Source organism: Stenotrophomonas rhizophila (genome assembly GCF_003651185.1).
In the GTDB taxonomy this organism is placed as follows: Bacteria; Pseudomonadota; Gammaproteobacteria; order Xanthomonadales; family Xanthomonadaceae; genus Stenotrophomonas; species Stenotrophomonas maltophilia_Z.
In genome coordinates this window covers 65854-84443 of record NZ_RCDC01000005.1, presented here as the reverse complement: position 1 = coordinate 84443, position 18590 = coordinate 65854, and the positions used below count along the sequence as shown (strand labels likewise).

The 18590-nt window shown below is 67.0% G+C and carries 16 protein-coding genes; 11 read left to right on the top strand and 5 right to left on the bottom strand.

What is annotated here, in order from left to right; all coding sequences use genetic code 11:
- The first annotated feature begins 42 nt into the window (after nt 1–42).
- The 5 genes from lpxB (at nt 43) to BCL79_RS11965 (ending at nt 8025) form a co-directional block, all read left to right on the top strand.
- Entirely contained in the window at nt 43–1260 is a 1218-nt protein-coding gene (lpxB, locus tag BCL79_RS11985; RefSeq protein ID WP_226956600.1) for a lipid-A-disaccharide synthase, read from the top strand.
- A complete protein-coding gene (locus BCL79_RS11980) occupies nt 1257–1919 on the top strand; it encodes a ribonuclease HII (RefSeq protein WP_121041468.1) in 663 nt (220 codons plus the stop codon). Before lpxB ends, BCL79_RS11980 begins: the two co-directional genes overlap by 4 nt.
- A 547-nt stretch (nt 1920–2466) precedes the next feature.
- The gene (gene dnaE / locus BCL79_RS11975; RefSeq protein WP_121041466.1) at nt 2467–6048 is read left to right on the top strand and encodes a DNA polymerase III subunit alpha; all 3582 of its coding nucleotides are present in this window, start codon (nt 2467–2469) and stop codon (nt 6046–6048) included.
- A 31-nt stretch (nt 6049–6079) separates the two neighbouring features.
- Nucleotides 6080–6952, top strand: coding sequence for a hypothetical protein (locus BCL79_RS11970; protein ID WP_121041464.1), 873 nt, complete (start codon nt 6080–6082; stop codon nt 6950–6952).
- Between the two features lie 113 nt (nt 6953–7065).
- Nucleotides 7066–8025 (top strand): acetyl-CoA carboxylase carboxyltransferase subunit alpha, encoded by a 960-nt coding sequence (locus tag BCL79_RS11965; RefSeq protein ID WP_121041462.1) that lies wholly within the window; start codon nt 7066–7068, stop codon nt 8023–8025.
- Nucleotides 8026–8140: 115 nt separating this feature from the next.
- Here the strand turns inward: BCL79_RS11965 and BCL79_RS11960 are convergent, their stop codons facing one another.
- On the bottom strand, nt 8141–8596 hold the full coding sequence (locus BCL79_RS11960) for a CopD family protein (protein WP_121041460.1): 456 nt from the start codon (nt 8594–8596) through the stop codon (nt 8141–8143).
- Between the two features lie 159 nt (nt 8597–8755).
- Between BCL79_RS11960 and BCL79_RS11955 the strand changes: the two genes are divergently transcribed.
- Both BCL79_RS11955 and BCL79_RS11950 read left to right on the top strand, forming a co-directional pair.
- Nucleotides 8756–9352: a class I SAM-dependent DNA methyltransferase gene (locus tag BCL79_RS11955; RefSeq protein WP_121041458.1), complete on the top strand. Its 597-nt coding sequence runs from the start codon at nt 8756–8758 to the stop codon at nt 9350–9352.
- Nucleotides 9353–9409: 57 nt separating this feature from the next.
- The gene (locus BCL79_RS11950) at nt 9410–10765 is read left to right on the top strand and encodes a polyhydroxyalkanoate depolymerase (protein WP_183073770.1); all 1356 of its coding nucleotides are present in this window, start codon (nt 9410–9412) and stop codon (nt 10763–10765) included.
- Nucleotides 10766–10912: 147 nt separating this feature from the next.
- On the opposite strand, the gene BCL79_RS11945 is transcribed toward BCL79_RS11950, so the two are convergent.
- Together BCL79_RS11945 and BCL79_RS11940 are read right to left on the bottom strand one after the other, a co-directional pair.
- The gene (locus BCL79_RS11945) at nt 10913–11893 is read right to left on the bottom strand and encodes a sensor domain-containing protein (RefSeq protein ID WP_121041454.1); all 981 of its coding nucleotides are present in this window, start codon (nt 11891–11893) and stop codon (nt 10913–10915) included.
- Nucleotides 11890–12255 carry a PadR family transcriptional regulator gene (locus tag BCL79_RS11940; RefSeq protein ID WP_121041452.1) on the bottom strand — a complete coding sequence of 122 codons (366 nt, stop codon included), beginning with the start codon at nt 12253–12255 and terminating at the stop codon, nt 11890–11892. The genes BCL79_RS11945 and BCL79_RS11940 overlap by 4 nt, the downstream gene beginning before the upstream one ends.
- A 150-nt stretch (nt 12256–12405) precedes the next feature.
- On the opposite strand from BCL79_RS11940, the gene BCL79_RS11935 reads away from it, so the two are divergent.
- The gene (locus tag BCL79_RS11935) at nt 12406–13305 is read left to right on the top strand and encodes a peptidylprolyl isomerase (protein ID WP_121041450.1); all 900 of its coding nucleotides are present in this window, start codon (nt 12406–12408) and stop codon (nt 13303–13305) included.
- 98 nt (nt 13306–13403) lie between these two features.
- On the opposite strand, the gene BCL79_RS11930 is transcribed toward BCL79_RS11935, so the two are convergent.
- A complete protein-coding gene (locus BCL79_RS11930) occupies nt 13404–14285 on the bottom strand; it encodes a DMT family transporter (protein WP_121041448.1) in 882 nt (293 codons plus the stop codon).
- Between the two features lie 160 nt (nt 14286–14445).
- Here BCL79_RS11930 and BCL79_RS11925 point away from each other — a divergent pair, with 160 nt between their 5' ends.
- Nucleotides 14446–15396: a LysR substrate-binding domain-containing protein gene (locus BCL79_RS11925; RefSeq protein WP_121042185.1), complete on the top strand. Its 951-nt coding sequence runs from the start codon at nt 14446–14448 to the stop codon at nt 15394–15396.
- A gap of 88 nt (nt 15397–15484) precedes the next feature.
- Entirely contained in the window at nt 15485–15778 is a 294-nt protein-coding gene (locus BCL79_RS11920; RefSeq protein WP_019184421.1) for a hypothetical protein, read from the top strand.
- Nucleotides 15779–15823: 45 nt separating this feature from the next.
- Here the strand turns inward: BCL79_RS11920 and BCL79_RS11915 are convergent, their stop codons facing one another.
- The gene (locus tag BCL79_RS11915; protein WP_121041446.1) at nt 15824–16594 is read right to left on the bottom strand and encodes a DUF4349 domain-containing protein; all 771 of its coding nucleotides are present in this window, start codon (nt 16592–16594) and stop codon (nt 15824–15826) included.
- A gap of 156 nt (nt 16595–16750) precedes the next feature.
- Between BCL79_RS11915 and BCL79_RS11910 the strand changes: the two genes are divergently transcribed.
- Nucleotides 16751–18559: a DUF885 domain-containing protein gene (locus BCL79_RS11910; protein WP_121041444.1), complete on the top strand. Its 1809-nt coding sequence runs from the start codon at nt 16751–16753 to the stop codon at nt 18557–18559.
- Nucleotides 18560–18590 lie beyond the last annotated feature (31 nt).

Genomic DNA, 18590 nt, shown 5'->3' with positions numbered 1-18590 from the left:
ACCCCGGGCATGACGACCGCCGAGATCATTCCACTCGCTGCGATGGCGACCAGCGTTGAACAGACGCTGGCCGTGCGCACCTCCGAGCGCCCTGTGCGGATCGCCCTGGTCGCCGGTGAAGCCTCCGGCGACCTGCTCGGGGCCGGCCTGATCCGCGAATTGCGCCTGCGCTTCCCGAATGCCGAGTTCGCCGGCATCGGCGGCGATGCCATGCGCAGCGCCGGCTGCCAGACCTGGTTCGACGCCAGCGAACTGGCGGTGATGGGCCTGACCGAAATCCTGCGCCACCTGCCGCGCCTGCTCAAACTACGCCGCGCGTTCCGCGCGCGTGCGCTGGAGTGGCAGCCGGACGTGTTCATCGGCATCGACGCGCCCGATTTCAACCTCGGCGTCGAGCGCTGGCTGAAGGAACGCGGCGTGCGCACCGTCCATTACGTCAGCCCCTCGGTCTGGGCCTGGCGTGAGAAGCGTGCCGAGAAGATCGGGGCCAGCGCCGATCTGGTCCTGTGCCTGTTCCCGATGGAACCGCCGATCTACGCCAAGCACGGCATCGACGCCCGCTTCGTCGGCCATCCGATGGCCGATGACATCCCGCTGCACAATGATCGCGAACAGGCGCGTGCCGCACTCGGCCTGCCCTCCAACGCGAAGGTACTGGCGGTACTGCCCGGCAGCCGCCTGGGGGAAATCAGCAAGCTCGGCGAACCGTTCTTCGAAGCCGCCTGGCAGGTTTCCGAACGCATCCCCGGCCTGCACGTGGTGGTTCCGGCCGCCAACGCCGCCTGCCGCACCCTGATCAGCGAGCAACTTTCCGCCTCGGCGTTGCCGGTTGCCCATTCGCACCTGCTCGACGGCAACGCGCGCACCGCGATGATCGCCGCCGACGTGGTCGTGCTCGCCTCCGGCACCGCCACCCTGGAGACGATGCTGGTCAAACGCCCGATGGTGGTCGGCTACCGCGTGGCCGAACTCACCTACCGCATCGTCAAGGCGCTGGGGCTGCTCAAGGTCGACCGCTTCGCCCTGCCCAACATCCTGGCCGGCAAGGACCTCGCGCCGGAGCTGATGCAGCACGACTGCACCCCGGACAAACTGGCCGCCGCCATCCTGCAGTGGTTCGATCGCCCCCAGCGCGTGACCGACCTGCAGGACACCTACCAGCGCCTGCACCTGCAGCTGCGGCGCGACGCCTCCGCACGGGCCGCCGACGCCGTCACCGAGCTGCTTGAACGCGGCCCCCACCACGGCCGCGCCGCATGAGCCGTCGCCACGCCGCCGCCGCTTCACTGGCCCTGTTCGACGGCGCCGCCCTGGCCACCGTCGCCCCGCGCTACGTGGCCGGGGTGGATGAAGCCGGCCGCGGCCCCCTGGCCGGGCCCGTCGCGGTGGCCGCCGTGGTGTTCTGCCCCGACCGACCGCGCCTCAACGGCCTGGACGACTCCAAGCAGCTCACCGCGGCACGCCGTGACCAGCTCTACGACAAGATCCTCGACCGCGCCCTGGCCTGGCACGTGGTGATGGTGGACGTCGGCGACATCGACGCCCTCAACATCTACCAGGCCACGATGCTCGGCATGCGCCGCGCCGTCGAAGGCGTCGCCCACGTCGCCCAGTTCGCCCGCATCGACGGCAACGTCGTCCCCAAAGGCCTGCCCTGCCCGGCCCAGGCCCTGATCGGTGGTGACGCCCTCGACCGCGCCATCATGGCCGCCTCGATCCTCGCCAAAGTCAGCCGCGACCGCTTCATGCAGACGCTGCACGACGCCCACCCCGAATACGGCTTCGACCAGCACAAAGGCTACGGCACCCCCGCCCACCTCGCCGCCCTGCGCAGCCACGGCCCCTGCCCCCAGCACCGCCGCAGCTTCGCCCCCGTCCGCGCGTGCCTGGAACCCGACCGCAGCAGCCTCCCCGCCTGAGCGCTGCACTTGTCGGGCCCTGCCCGGCACGGCACCAAAGAACACACGGCGATTGCTCGCCACCGGGCCTCAGCCACCGGTGGAAAGGTGGGCGGTTACTCGCGCCTGCCTACCTGATATCTGTCGAAGGCTGACTGGTGCCTGCCTCTGCGCACCCGCCATCTATCGAAGAATGGGCCGTTGCCAACCCCAACGCCCCCTCACCTATCGAAGGATCAGCTGTTGCTCGCCCCAACGCACCGGCCATCTGTCGAAGGGGTGGTGGGGGTAGAGGCGCGGGACCGTTAGGCAGCATGGATGCTGCCTACGAGCTTACAGGGATGTATTCACAGCGCGTCCCGCGACTCTGCCCCCGCCGCCCCAGCCCGCAGCACCACCGGGCCCACCGCTCCTGCACTTGCTTCACCACCGCCAACCCCCGCACCCGCTGGAACCGCCGAAGCAAACCTGAACCCCAGCGCCAACCCGCGCCCCCGCAACACCCCTGTCAAGCCTTGTTAGCGACCACCGCCACCGCTACCCTGACCGGGCATCACATTGGTTCGGCATGTCCACTTCCCGTTTCGTACATCTCCACGTCCACACCGAATTTTCGCTGGCGGATTCGACCATCCGTGTCCCGGCGAAGCCGGATCAGGCTGACCCGAAAAAAGCCAAGCAGGCCAACCTGCTCAGCCGCGCGGTCGAACTGAAGCTGCCCGCACTGGCAGTGACGGATCTCAACAATCTATTCGCGCTGGTCAAGTTCTACAAAGCCGCCGAAACCGTGGGCATCAAGCCCATCGCCGGCGCGGACATCATGATCGCCGAAGAAGGCATGACGCCCTGGCGCATGACCCTGCTCTGTCGCGACCGCGAAGGCTACCTCAGCCTCTCCAGGCTGCTGACCCGCGCCTGGATGGAAGGCCACCGCCCCGAAGGCGGCGTCGCCGTCCACCCGGACTGGCTCAAAGCCGGCTGCCACAACCTGTTCGCACTGGCCGGCCGCGACAGCCTCGCCGGCCGCCTCGCCGGTGACGGCCGCCATGACCTGGCCGAGCAGCAGCTCGCCGATTGGCAGCGCGTGTTCGGTGACGGCCTGCACCTGGAGCTGACCCGCACCGGCCGCGATGGCGAAGAAGCCTTCAACCAATTCGCCCTGCAGGCTGCCGGCCAGCGTGGCCTGCCGGTGATCGCCAGCAACGATGTGCGCTTCCTGCAGCCGGAAGACTTCAGCGCCCACGAAGCGCGCGTCTGCATTTCCTCCGGCCGCGTGCTGGACGATCCCAAACGCCCGCGCGATTACAGCGACCAGCAGTACCTCAAATCCGCCGAGGACATGTGCGCGCTGTTCGCCGACATTCCCGACGCGATCGACAACACCCTTGCGCTGGCCGAACGCTGCAACATCGAGATGCGGCTGGGCACCTACTTCCTGCCCAACTATCCGGTGCCCGAAGAGGAAACCCTCGACAGCTGGATCTGCAGCGAATCGCGCAAGGGGCTGGAAGCGCGCCTCGAAAAGAATCCGCTGGCACCGGGCAAGACCCGCGCCGATTATGTCGAGCGCCTCGAATTCGAACTGGCCACCATCATCAAGATGGGCTTCCCCGGCTACTTCCTGATCGTGGCCGACTTCATCCAGTGGGGAAAGAACCAGGGCATTCCGATCGGCCCCGGCCGCGGTTCCGGTGCCGGCTCGCTGGTGGCCTGGGCGCTGCAGATCACCGATCTGGATCCGATTCCGTACAACCTGCTGTTCGAGCGGTTCCTCAACCCCGAACGCGTGTCGATGCCCGACTTCGACATCGACTTCTGCATGGACCGCCGCGACGAAGTGATCGACTACGTCGCGCGCAAGTACGGCCGCGACCGCGTCAGCCAGATCATCACCTACGGCACCATGGCGGCCAAGGCCGTGGTGCGCGATTCCGGCCGCGTGCTCGGCTTCCCGTACGGTCTGGTCGATGGCGTCTCCAAGCTGATCCCCAACATCCTGGGCATCTCGCTCAAGGATGCGATGGGCGAAGGCAAGGATTCGGAAATGGCCTCGCCGGAGCTGATCCAGCGCTACCAGAACGAAGACGATGTCCGCGATCTGATCGACCTGGCGCGCCAGCTCGAAGACCTTACCCGCAACGCCGGCAAGCACGCCGGTGGCGTGGTGATCGCACCGGAGCCGTTGGCCGAGTTCTGCCCGCTGTTCGCCGAACATGACGAAGGCGGCCGCGGCCGCAACCCGGTCACCCAGTTCGACAAGAACGACGTCGAAGAAATCGGCCTGGTGAAGTTCGACTTCCTCGGCCTGCGCACGCTGACGATCATCGACTGGGCGGTCAAGGCGATCAACAAGCGCCATGAGCGCGCCGGCATTCCGCCGGTGGACATCACCGCGCTGCCGCTGGATGACGTACCCACCTACAAGGACATCTTCGCCAACGGCAATACCGGCGCGGTGTTCCAGTTCGAATCCTCGGGCATGCGCCGCCTGCTGAAAGACGCGCGTCCTGACCGCTTCGAAGATCTCATCGCGCTGGTGTCGCTGTATCGCCCCGGCCCGATGGACCTGATTCCCTCCTTCAACGCGCGTAAGCACGGGCAGGAAGAAATCATCTATCCCGATCCGCGCACCGAAGCGATCCTGAAAGACACCTACGGCATCATGGTGTACCAGGAGCAGGTGATGCAGATGGCGCAGATCGTCGGCGGTTACTCGCTCGGCGGTGCCGATCTGCTGCGCCGTGCGATGGGCAAGAAAGTGCCGGCCGAAATGGCCAAGCACCGCGAGATCTTCCGCGAAGGTGCGGCCAAGGACGGTGTCGTCGAAGCCAAGGCCGACGCGATCTTCGACCTGATGGAGAAGTTCGCCGGCTACGGCTTCAACAAGTCGCACGCCGCCGCCTACGCGCTGGTGAGTTACCAGACCGCCTGGCTCAAGCGGCATTACCCGGCCGAGTTCATGGCCGCGACGCTGTCCTCGGACATGGACAACACCGACAAGGTGGTCGGCTTCCTTGCCGAAGTGCGCAACCTCGGCCTGACCGTGCTGCCGCCGCGCGTGAACGAGTCGGCGTACATGTTCGAAGCCTCCAGCGCCGACACCATCGTGTACGGCCTGGGCGCGATCAAGGGCGTCGGCCAGGGTGCCTGCGAAGCGATCGTGGAGGAACGCCAGCGTGGCGGCCGTTACGCATCGCTGCTGGATTTCTGCATGCGTGCCGGATCGGGCAAGCTCAATCGCCGCACGCTGGAAGCGATGATCAACTGCGGCGCGATGGACGGGCTCGGCAAGAACCGCGCCTCGCTGATGCTGCAACTGCCCGAAGTGCTCAAGGCCACCGACCAGATGGCGCGCGAGAAGGCCTCCGGGCAGAACTCGCTGTTCGGCGCGCCCGATCCGGTCAGCACGGCGATGCAGCTGGAGTTGCCGGAAGCCAACGAGTGGGCGCTGGGCCAGTTGCTGGACGGCGAGCGCGAAACGCTGGGCTTCTACCTCAGTGGCCACCCGTTCGATCCCTACGCCGATGACGTCAAGGAACTGGTCGGCACCGACCTGGGCAAGCTGGAAAAGCTGATCCCGCCGGCCCGCCCGAGCAAGGACGGCGAGAAGCGTGCCTGGCGCCAGGAAACGCCGGTGATCCTGGCCGGCCTGGTGGTCGGCGTACGCCGCAAGGGCGAGAGCCAGATCTTCATGCAGCTCGAAGACGGCAAGGGCCGCGTGGAATGCAGCGCCTTCACCGATGGCCTGGCCGAGTTCGGCCACCTGATGACCAAGGACCGGATCCTGGTGGTCAAGGGCGGCCTGCGCGAAGACGAGTTCAACGGCGGCTATGCGCTGCGCATCCGTCAGGTCTGGGATTACGAAGACATCTGCGCCAACTACGCCACGCGGCTGTCACTGCGGGTGGACCTGCGCCATGACGGTGCGGTGTGGAACCGCGTCAACGCCCTGCTCGACCGGCATCGCCCCGGCCGCACACCGCTGCGGCTGGACCTGCTGCTCGGCTCGGAACAGGGCCCGGTGGCCGGCATGCTCGATGTCGCCGGTGACATCGCCGTGCGCGTGGACAGCCACCTGGTCGATGCGTTGCGCGCCGATCCCGCGGTCCGCACGGTGAAGGTGCGCTACAGCCCGCCCTGGGCGAACTGATTTTTTTCTGTTGCAACACAGGTATTTTGTTTTGATCAAGCGTTTTGCCGTGCTGCTGAGTGCAGCCGTCGCCCTCACCGGCTGTGCCGGCCCCGCCCAGACCTTCGAGATCGACAACCCGGGCGATACCCCGCTGACCCTGCGCATCGACGGCAACGAACTGCCGATCGCCGCGCACGCCTCGCGCCCGGTCAAGCTCAAGCCCGGTGAGCATCACCTGCAGACCGACCAGCTCGGCGACGTGCGCTTCATCGTCTACGCCAGCGGCAAGGGCGGGTTGATCAACCCGACCCTGGCCGAGTACGTGATCGCCAACGAGATCTACGTCACCAGCGAAGACAAGCTGCAGAACTTCGGCAGCCTGGACAAGCAGATCGAGCTGGGCGGGGTGACCTTCCAAGGGCCGTACCAGAGCACGCACGACCTGTTCATCGACAAGGCGTGGAGCTTCGGCGTCCGCGAGCCGTTCCCGGAGGTGCAGACCGTGGCCCACGTGGACGCCAGTGGCGGCCGGATCAACGCCAAGATCTTCACCGCCCCGGATTTCATCGCCTACGTCGAAGCAGGCATGGGCCAGCCCGGTGTTTACGCACGCCAGCAGCCCCACGGCTACGCCGCGCCCGCCTACGCGCTGGAAGCCGCCCCGACCGCACTGCCCGCGCTGGACCCGGCCTTCGAGGCCCATGCCGGCCCGCTGCGCGAGCTGTACACCCGCTACCTGCATGCCACCACCGCCGATGCGCAGCTGCAGCTCCAGCAGGAGGCCTTCCAGGCGCAGATGGCGTTCACCGCCGCCACCGCCCGGCTGGGCTCGGGCCTGCCCAAGGAAGCCAACGAGGGCTACAACACCTTCGTGAAGACCCGCAGCACGCTGATGGGCAGCGCGGCGCTGGTCGTCCCCTGAGCTGACTGGCGCGCCTGGCCCCGCTGCGCTAACGTCGGTTTCCAGACGACGGCGTACGGGGCTTTTCGGCGCATTCGGCTACACTTTCCCTCTTTTCTTCACGACGGTTTCCGATGAATCCGAACTACCTCGACTTCGAGCAACCCATCGCTGATCTGGAGGCGAAGATCCAGGAACTGCGCAGCGCCAGCGCCGGACCTGCGGTCAATGTCGAGGCCGAGGTCAATGCCCTGCAGGACAAGCTGCGGGTGCGCACTGCACAGATCTTCCGCAACCTGACCTCCTGGCAGGTGCTGCAGCTGGCCCGGCATCCGTCCCGCCCGTATACCGAGGACTACATCCGCATCATCTGCGATGAGTTCCAGGAACTGGCCGGCGACCGCGCCTTCGCCGACGACAAGGCGATCATCGGCGGCCTGGCCCGTATCGGTGGTCGCTCGGTGATGCTGATCGGCCATCAGAAGGGCCGCGACACCAAGGAAAAGATCAGGCGCAACTTCGGCATGCCCAAGCCGGAGGGCTACCGCAAGGCGCTGCGCCTGATGAAGATGGCCGAGCGCTTCGGCCTGCCGGTGTTGACCCTGATCGACACCGCCGGCGCCTGGCCGGGCATCGATGCCGAATCGCGCGGCCAGTCCGAAGCGATCGCACGCAACCTGATGGAAATGGCCGAACTGAAGGTGCCGGTGGTCTGCACGGTGATCGGTGAAGGCGGTTCGGGTGGCGCACTGGCACTGGGTGTGGGCGACCGCACCGTGATGCTGGAGTACAGCGTGTACTCGACCATCAGCCCGGAAGGCTGCGCCTCGATCCTGTGGAAGGACCCGGCCAAGGCCAAGGACGCCGCCGAACAGCTCGGCCTGACCGCCCCGCGCCTGAAGAGCCTGGGCCTGGTGGACAAGGTCCTGCGTGAGCCCACCGGTGGCGCCCACCGCAACCCGAACCAGATGGCCAAGCGCCTCAAGGCCGTGCTGCTCAACGAGCTGGACGTGCTGGAGAAGCTGCCGGTCGATGAGCTGCTGCAGAAGCGCTACGAGCGCCTGCGCAGCTACGGGACCTACGAAGTGGCCTGACCGGGCTGCGGCGGAAACGGAAAAGCCGGACGCGTGAGCGCCCGGCTTTTTTTTGTGCAGCACACCGGCGGCGTGGCCCGGCTATAGGGCCGGCCGCTGGCCGGTTTTGACTGACTCAGAACGGCTTGGCGATCACCAGCCAGACCACGCCGATGAACAGCACCAGCGGCAGTTCGTTGAACCAGCGCAGCGCACGCGAGGACGGCAGCAGCTTGCCCTTCACCGCGCCTTTCAGCAGCCGCCCGGTCCACGAGTAATACACCAGCAGCAGCACCACCAGGCCGAGCTTGGCATGCAGCCAGCCCGCCGCACCGGGCGCGACCATGGTCGGGAAATCGGGAATCACGCGGTAGCCCAGCCACAGCACCACGCCCAGGATCAGCGCGAGGCCGAACATCATGTGGCCGAACTTGTACAGGCGCAGGCCCATCAGCTGCAGCCGCTCGGTCACCGGCAGCTGGCCGGCGGTCTCGCTGAGGTTGACCAGGATCCGGGGCAGATAGAACACCGCCGCCATCCACGCCACCACGAACAACAGGTGGAAGGTCTTGACCCAGTAGTAGGACTGCATGTGCTTGCTCCGGCGGCTGGCATGGGTTGGCCGCCATTCTCGCATGCCCGGCAGGGCCGCCTCGTGCGTGGCGGGCGCGACCCATCGCCACACCTCAACTACGCATCCGCGCGCCCACGCCGTACGATAAGCGCCGCTTTCACCCACGTGCATATCCCCATGGACAAAACCTACGACGCCGCTTACTTCCAGCGCTGGTACCAGCCTGACCAGACCGGTGGCGCCGCGCGCCTGGCGCGCAAGGTGGCGCTCGCGGTGGCCAGCGCCGAGTACTACCTGGAACGCCCGATCCGCAGCGTGCTGGATATCGGCTGTGGCGAAGGCGCCTGGCGTGCCCCGCTGCTCAAACTGCGCCCCCGCGTGCAGTACCTGGGCTTCGACAGCAGCGATTACGCCGTGCACCGCTACGGCCGCAGCCGCAACCTGCACCCGGCCAAGGTCGGCGATTTCGCCTGGCTGCGCCCGTGCGCACCGGTGGATCTGCTGATCTGCTCGGACGTGATGCATTACGTGCCCAGCCGCGAGCTGCGCCCGGCACTGGAGGGCTTTGCCGAACTGACCGCCGGCGTGGCCTTCCTGGAGGCATTCACGGCCGAGGATGACTTCGATGGCGACAACGAAGGCTTCCAGCCGCGCCCGGCGCGCTGGTACCGCAGCCAGCTCAAGCGCGTGGGGTTCACAGCGCTGGGCTCGCACTGCTGGCTGTCGCCCGCACTGGCCGGGCACGCGGCTGCACTGGAACGCGGCACGCCCTGAGTCTCGATAACAACTGAGACAGCACCCGCATTAAGGCGCCCGCGCGACGGGTACGCTATGCTGCGCGGCAACATAAGACCATACATATTGGACGTCATGCTATATCAGCTGCATGAGTTGACCCGCAACCTGCTCGCCCCGTGGGTGCACCAGGCCCAGGCCAACGCGAAGTTCTTCGCCAATCAAGGTCATTGGTGGTCGCAGATGCCCGGCGCGGATCGCCTGGCCGCTGTGAATGAGCTGTTCCACCGCATCGGCAAGGATTACGAGAAGCCCGAATGGGGCATCAACGAAATCGACGTCGAGGGCGAGCGCGTGCCGATCGTCGTCCACGAAGAGATCAGCAAGCCGTTCTGCAAACTGCTGCGCTTCAAGCGCCACAGCAATGAAGCCGACCAGCTGCACACGATGCTCAACCAGCCGTTCGTGCTGGTGGTGGCGCCGTTGTCTGGCCACCACGCCACGCTGCTGCGCGATACCGTGCGCACCCTGCTGCGCGATCACCGCGTGTACGTGACCGACTGGGTCGATGCGCGCATGGTGCCGGGCAGTGAAGGCGAGTTCGGGCTGGATGACTACATTGCCTATGTGCAGGAATTCATCCGCCACCTTGGCGCGGAAAAGCTGCACGTGATCAGCGTCTGCCAGCCGACCGTGCCGGTGCTTGCCGCCGTCTCGCTGATGGCCAGCCGTGGCGAAACCACGCCGCGGTCGCTGGTGATGATGGGGGGCCCGATCGATGCGCGCTGCAGCCCGACCGCGGTCAACAACCTGGCCACGCAGAACCCGATGTCGTGGTTCGAGAACAACGTCATCCACACCGTGCCGGCGACCTTCCCCGGCGCCGGCCGCCGCGTGTACCCGGGCTTCCTGCAGCACGCCGGGTTCCTGTCGATGAACCCGAGCCGCCACTTCAGTTCGCACTGGGATTTCTATGCCGACCTGGTCAAGGGCGACATGGAAGATGCCGACGCCCACCGTCGTTTCTACGATGAGTACAACGCGGTGCTCGACATGCCGGCCAAGTACTACCTGGACACGATCCGCGTGGTCTTCCAGGAGTTCCTGCTGCCGCGCGGCGAGTGGTACGTACAGGGTGAACGCGTGGATCCCAGCGCGATCACCGGCACCGCACTGCTGAGCATCGAAGGCGAGCTGGACGATATCGCCGGCCTCGGCCAGACCGAAGCGGCGCAGGACCTGTGCACCGGCATTCCGGCCGCGCATCGCGAGCATTTCATCGTCGAAGGCGCCGGCCACTACGGCATTTTCAGCGGCCGCCGCTGGCGCGAAACGGTCTACCCCAAGGTGCGCGATTTCTTCGCGGCCCATGCGCAGAGCGTGGCCAGCAAGCCGAAAAAAGCCGCGAAGATCGCGAGCAACGTGACCCCGTTGCGCCGTAAAGCGGGCTGACGCCCGCTTGCCGACCGCCCCCCGACCAGGGGGCTTACGCTGTGGGTAGTGCCGGCCGCTGGCCGGCTGCGCTTTCATCCAGCAGCTTGGGGAGCCGGCCAGCGGCCGGCACTACCGGATCCTCGGGTTCCAACCTGTGGCCGTGGGTTACAGCCGCACCAGCAGATGCTTGGCCATCATCCCGTGCAGGTGACCGATGCCACGCGCCAGGTGCAGCGTGGCGAACAGCAGCAGCACACCGATGATCGCCAGCAGCGGTGTGACCCAGAGCGGCAGCATCTGGATGCCGTCGATGTGGATGCCCACGTAGTCACTGGAGAACAGCGCCGCCACCGGTGCCCAGATGAAGCCGATCGAGGTCGACAACAACGTGGTGGCGATCGTGAAGTAGACGATGCCCAGCGGCAGCATCAGCACGAAGTACAGCAGCGTCAGCCAGGTGCGGCCATCGGTGAACATGTCGCCGATGCGCTGCAGCCAGCTGCGGCTGCGGTCGGAATACGTCGGCCGGCGCGGCATGCGCTCGCCGAGCAGGGCTTCGACCAACCGCCCTTCCAGCAGCGACAGACCGCGCACCGAGCCGAAGAACAACACCGCCACCGGAATGCCGATGATCAGCACCATCAGGCCCAGCGACAGCGACAGGCCGGTAACCACCCAGGTGAAGAAGAACGTACCGGTGGCCAGCGACAGGAGCATGTAGAACAGCGCGCCATAGGTGCGTGCCTCCAGTGCGACACCGAAGAAGCGGGCCACGGCCGAGCGTGGCTTGGGCGGCGCCTGCGGCGGTGGTACCGAGGCGATGCCGGGGCTGCTGGCCGCTGCACGTCGGATCGGTGCAGCACCCGCGCTCGGCGTGCGCAGCGCACGGTTCACGGTGATTTCCGTTTCGCGGTAGATCTCGGCCACTTCTTCCGGCGCACCGTAGCTGCCGGCCACATCGGCGATCACCTCGGCCTCGCTGCGCCCCGGTTGGGCGGCCAGCTCCGAGCGCAGGTATTCCTCGGCGTCATACAGGGCGTCCTGCACCATCGCCGGATCGGCGTCGTGCAGCGCCGCGCGCAGCTGTGCCAGATACGCGGGAATGGTGGTCGGCAAGGCCCGACCGGCCACGGATTCGATGTTCATGCGGTTACCCCTTCCAGGACGGAATCGACGGAATCACGGGTGGCACGCCACGCGGCGGTCCATTGGCTGAGCACTTCACGCCCCGTGTCATTGATGCGGTAATAGCGGCGCGGTGGCCCGGCCACCGACGGTTCAACATGGCTTTCCAGCAACCCGGCCCCTTCCAGGTTGCGCAGCACCGGGTACAGCGCGCTCTGCTTGCCGCTCAGCACGCCCTCGCCGACCCGCTCCAGCTCCTTGGCGATCAGGTAGCCGTACAGCGGCTCGCCGGCCTTGGCCAGCACCGCCAGCAAGGCCAGGGAGACCGTGCCGGAGCTGAGCTCTTTCTGGAACTTCTTGAGGTGGACTTCGTGGTCGCTCATGGCGGTCTCCGCTAGCGTGGAGTCCACACTAGTCCGAACTTCGCTATAGCGGATGTGTCGTTAGTCACCGTGCCGCAGGACATCCCCTGGCTGGCCGTAGCCGGTGCGCTTCGCGCACAATCGGGCACTCCCTTCCTGAACGGGTCTGCCATGTCGCCACGTCGTCCTGCCCTGCTCACCCTCGCTCTGGCCTGCCTGCTGCCCAGCCTGGCCAGCGCGGCCACGCCTTACCGCAGCCCGCAGCAGATTCTGGACGCCTCGCCGGACAGTGACTGGCGCACGCCCGACCCGGCCAACCTGCTGTACATGAACCTGCCCGCCGGCCGCGTCATCATCGAGCTGGCCCCGGCGTTCGCGCCGCAGCACGTGGCCAACATCCAGACGCTTGCCCACGAGCATTTCTGGGATGGCGAGAGCATCTACCGCGCGCAGGACAATTTCGTGGTGCAGTTCGGCGATGCCGACGCCGATGATGCCGCCAAGGCGAAGCCGCTCGGCAGCGCCACGCGCAAGCTCCCGGCCGAGTTCCAGCGCGACAGCAAGGGGCTCAAGGTCAGCCCCCTGCCCGACCGTGACGGCTGGGCCGACCAGACCGGTTTCGTCAACGGCTTCCCGGTGGGCCAGGACCGCGAGGACGGCAAGACCTGGCTGGCGCATTGCTACGGTGCACTGGGCGCCGGCCGCAGCAACGAGGAAGACAGCAGCATCGGCGCGGAGCTGTACGTGGTGACCGGGCAGTCACCGCGTCAGCTGGACCGCAACATCACCGTGGTCGGCCGCGTGCTGCAGGGCATGGAGCTGCTCAGCGCGCTGCCGCGTGGACCGGCACCGATGGGCTTCTACGCCGATCCGGCGCAGCGCACCGCGATCCAGTCGATCCAGCGTGCCAGCGATGTACCGGCTGCGCAGCGACCCAAGCTGCAGGTGCTGCGCACCGACTCCAGGACCTTTGCCGATGCGACCGAAGCGCGCCGCAACCGCGTCGATGATTTCTACAAGCGGCCGGCCGGCCACATCGACCTGTGTAACATCCCGGTGCCGGTGCGATAAGGCCAAGCCACTGGCGCGTTGAACGTGCATGGGATTGGATATGCACGTCTCGGTCGTGCCGGCCGCTGGCCGGCCGATCGCCTCCGCAGAGGCGATCTCTATCGCTTCTGGGACACCGCCACACTCCCGAGAATGAGCACGCCCGCCACGACCATCGCGCCGGTCACGGGTTCGCCCAGGAACACCCACGCGAACAGCGCACCGAACATCGGCACCAGATAGGTCACGGTCGAGGCACGAGCCGGGCCGATGCGGGCGATCAGGCGGTAGAACATCAGGAACGCCAGGCCGGTGCAGACCACGCCCAAGGCGATCGCGCAGGCCCAGGACAGCATCGGGATCGGGGCGGTCGGCCAATGGGTCAGCGCCATCGGCAGCAGCAGGATCGCCGCGCAGCCGAGCGTGGCACCGGCAGAGGCCGCCGGCGGCAGGCCGGTCATGTGGCGCTTCACCAGATTGACGCCCAAGCCATACAACAGCGCGGCCAGGGCACCGGCCATCACCGCCGCACCGATGCTCAGACCGGACACTTTGGCGGTGGCCAGCACCACCACGCCGGCGAAGCCGACCAGCAGGGCGATCGCGCGGCGCATGCCGATCTTTTCGCCGAAGAACAGGAACGCGATCAGCGCGGCGAACAGCACGGTCATCGCATTGCAGATCGCCCCGATCGCGGCCGGGGCGCGTTGTGCGGCCCAGGCGAACAGGACGAACGGGATGGCCGAATTGATCAGGCCGATCGGTGCCAGCCACAGCCAGCGACGCGCCGGAAACTGCGCGCGCGCCTGCCACAGGAACGGCAGCAGCACGAGCGCGCCGAGCAGCAACCGCACCTCCACCAGTGCGTACGGTCCGAAGGCCGGCACGGCCACCCGCATGAACAGGAATGAGCAGCCCCAGATCGCGCCGAGTACGGTCAGTTCCAGCGGGGTACGCCAATCGCGCTCCACCGTACCTGCGGCCAGCGGCGCCCCGCTCACGGTGGGCCTCCGCAGGGAAGCTGACACGCAGGGCGAGCGGTAAGGGACGGCAACATGCGCGTGAATCCGGGGGAGGAAGGGCGACAGCATCCGCCTGCCGTCACGCGCCCACAAGCGCGTAGTATCCGTGCAAGCCACAAATATGATTTGGGTCTCGACCATGATCCTTCGCCCTGCCCTGCTGCCCGCGCTGGGGGTGTTCGCGGTTGCCGCACGCCACCAGAACTTCGCCCACGCCGCCCAGGAGCTGCACCTCACCGCCAGCGCGGTCAGCCACCACGTGCGACGGCTGGAAGACCTGCTTGGAACCATCCTCTTCCAGCGCCATGCGCGCGGCGTGCGGCTGACCGCCGAAGGCCGCCAGTTGGCCGACGCGGCGGCGGCCGCGCTCAGTGATCTCAACGCAGTGGCCGGCAACCTGCATCCCCAGGCGGACATCGTGCCGCTGCGGGTCACCACCATCCGCTCGCTGTCGTACTGCTGGCTGATCCCGCGGTTGCCGCGCTTCACCCAACAGCATCCGCGCATGCGTATCGAGCTGCAGACCAGCACCGAGCTGGTGCGCTTCGACGAGACGGGTCCGGAACTGGGCATCCGTTACGGTCTTGGCCAGTGGCCAGGCATGACCGCGCATCACCTGATGGACGATGAACTCTGCCCGGTGGCCTCACCTTCCCTGGCGGGCGTCTCGACGCTGCGCGAACCGGCACAGATCGCCACCTTGCCGCTGCTCAGCGACATGTCGCCGCAGGGTTGGCGCGACTGGTTCCAGGCGGCGGGTGTGCGCGGGCTGGACCTGCCCTCGCTGCACACCTTCAGCGACAGCACCGATGCGATGCGCGCCGCGGTCTACGGCATCGGCGCAGTGCTGGCGCGCAAGCACATCGCCCAGCCCTACCTGCAGCGCTATGAGCTGGTGCGCCTGCCCGGCCCCGCACTCAAGGCGCGCTACGCCTACTATGTGGTCCACGCCGAACACCGGCCGCTCAGCCCGACCGCGCAGGCGTTCATGGACTGGCTCAAGCGCGAAGCACTGGATGAGCGCACCCCGCTGCCCGCCCTGCCCGATGAACTGCTGGGCCTGCCGCCTGCGGACCGCACGCACGACTGAACCGGGCGCCACGACCCGGCGCGCATCCTCACCCGACCTTTTCCGCGTGCTGGCTAGGCTGGAGTCCCTTTCCCCCGAGGCTCGACCCATGGCCCTGTTGCGACTGCGAATCACCGGCACCGAAGACGATGCACGTGCCATCACCGACCTGCTGCAGAGCATCGAGGGGATCGAACACGTCGAGGAAACCGACGACCTGATGCCGCACATGGACGACGACGATTCCAGCTCGGCCGGCCTGTCCGATGACATCGGCCCGGGCACGCACGAACTGGAAGTGGAAGTAGGCAACGCACTCGGCGCCCAGCGCGTGCGTGACGCGGTGCAGGAACTGGCGCTGGAGCTGGATGTCTTCGTGGAATACGAGCAGGACGAAGGCTGAGTCAACCGTCGTGCCGCGCCTTGGCGCGCGGCACGACCGGCATGGTCAGCGCGCGGCCGCCGCGGCCTTGCGACGTTTGCGGCGGCGCCACAGCGCCAGGCCCACGGCACCGACCGCCCACGCCACCACGCCGACCGGCAGCAGTGCCGCCACCGCGCGGATCACGAACGCGATGCTGGTGGTGAAGATCGATCCGAACTCACTGAACGCCTTGCCGATGTCGCTGCGGCTGCGCTGCCCCGCCGGACCTTCGAAGTGCAGGGTGACCAGCTGTGTATCGATCCGGCGACGCTGCTGCGCAGCCTCCTTGTTGGCCTGCTCCAGCCCGGCCTCGATCTCCGCCATGCGCTGCGAGACCGCCAACAGGTCGGCCACCTTCATGTCACTGCGCTGCTGATAGGCCTGCAGCTGCGCATGCTCTTTCTGCAGCCGGGTCTGGGTCAGTGCGGTGTCGGCCACCTGCTGGGCCAGATCTTCGGCATGGGTATTGCGCGAGGCCACATCGCCGCCTTCACCGGCCAGCGCGATGATCGGCTCGACGCCCTTGGGCGCGATGCGCACGCGGATGGAGCCGGAGCGGGTTTCACCGCCTTCCTCGCCCACCTGCAGCACCGCGCAATCACCGAACCGGTTGCTCTGGCAGGCCGCGGACACGGCCTTGACCCGCTCACTGATGCGCTTGGCATCCAGCTGGATGCGGATGTCGTGTTCATACGCCAGGAACGCGCCCTCGGGAGATGCCACGGCCCCGGCGGCCGCGTCGGCGGCGTAGTTCGGCCCGCTGCGGCCACAGGCCACCAGGCCCAACAACAGCATCCCTGCCAGCCCGGCGCGGGCCCGTCCTGTCCATCCAGTCACAGTGCAACTCCAGTCAATACGGCGATCTTCACGGCGCATGGTAATCCAATGGCACGGGGACAACGGGGGCCATCGGCCCTATGCTCGGGGATTGTCCCCAGTACAGGAACACCGATGCGCCAGCATCTGCTTGCCCTCGCCCTGATCGCCGCCCTTGGTGGCTGCCAGCAGGCCGACTCCCCGACGCCCACCACCGGCACCGAAGCGGCCACCCCGGCTGGCGATGCCGCAGTCGATGCGGCCTTCGCCGACCTGTCCAAGCGCGCCCTGGACACCTGGATGCAGCTCTCCCCGATCAGCGCCACGCAGATCGGCGACCACCGCTACGACAGCGAGATCGACGACCTGAGCGCGGCCGGCCAGCAGAAGGTGCTCACCGCGTACAAGGCACTGCTGGGCGATCTGGACAAGATCGACGTCAGCAAGCTCTCGCGCGAGAACCAGGTGGACGCGGCGATCCTGCGCAACCAGCTGCAGTCCGAGGTCTGGACTGCGGAAGTGCTGCAGTCGCCCAAGTGGGACCCGCAGATGTACAACGGCATGGCCGGCAGCGCGCTCTACGGCCTGATGGCGCGTGAGTTCGCCCCGCTCCCCGACCGCCTGAAATCGGCGACCGCGCGCATGGAGAAGCTGCCGCAGATCTTCGCCCAGGCCCGCGAGAACCTGGACCCGGCCCGCGTGCCGAAGATCCATGCCGAAACCGTGGCCAAGCAGAACCGCGGCATCCTGAGCATCGTCGATACCTTCATCACCCCGCACATCGGTGAGTTGCCGGCCGAAGACCAGAAGCGCCTGCAGGCTGCGATCGAGGGCCTGAAGAAGGCCGTCGACGAACAGCAGACCTGGCTGGACAAGACCCTGGTGCCCAACGCCAAGGGTGACTTCCGCATCGGTGCGGAGCTGTACGACCAGAAGCTGAAGTTCGCGCTGAACTCCTCGCTCTCGCGCGCCGAGATCGGCGAGCGCGCGCGTGCCGAGCTCAAGCGAGTGCGCCAGGACATGTATGGCATCGCGCAGACCGTGCTCAAGGACAAGCCCGGCGCCCCGGCGCTGCCGGCCAACCCGAGCGACGAGCAGCAGCAGGCCGCGATCGAAGCCGCGCTGGAGCTGGCCTATGCCGACAAGCCGGCACGCGACAAGGTCGTTGAAGACGCCAAGGCCGCGCTGGAGCAGTCCACCGAATTCGTGCGCAAGCATGACCTGATGACCCTGCCCGATTCGCCGGTCGACATCATCCTGATGCCGGAATTCCAGCGTGGCGTGGCCGTGGCCTACTGCGATTCGCCGGGCCCGCTCGACAAGAACCTGAAGACCTTCTATGCGGTCTCGCCGATTCCGGACGACTGGACGGACAAGCAGGTCGATTCGTTCCTGCGCGAATACAACAGCCGCATGATCCACCTGCTGAGCATCCACGAAGGCACTCCGGGCCATTACCTGGAAGGCTGGCACTCGGGCAAGTTCCCCTCCACGCTGCGCGCGGTGCTGCGTTCGGGCCTGTTCGCCGAAGGCTGGGCGGTCTACACCGAGCGGATGATGCAGGAGCAGGGTTATCTGGACAACGATCCGCTGTTCCACCTGGTGCAGCTGAAGTTCTACCTGCGCACCATCTCCAACGCGATCCTGGACCAGGGCGTGCACGTGGACAACTGGACGCGTGAGCAGGCGATGCACCTGATGACCCACGACGCCTTCCAGCAGGAAAGCGAAGCCTCGGGCAAGTGGGTACGTGCGCAGCTGACCTCCGCGCAGCTGCCGACCTACTTCGTCGGCGCGCAGGAACACTTCGATACCCGCAAGGCCGTGCAGGACAAGCAGGGGGCCAAGTTCAACCTGAAGGCCTACCACGACCAGATGCTGTCCTACGGCGCCCCGCCGGTGCGCTTCGCGCGCCAGCTGATGCTGGACCAGCCGATCGAGTAAGCACTGCCTCGTTCCTCGTCAGACAGGCAAA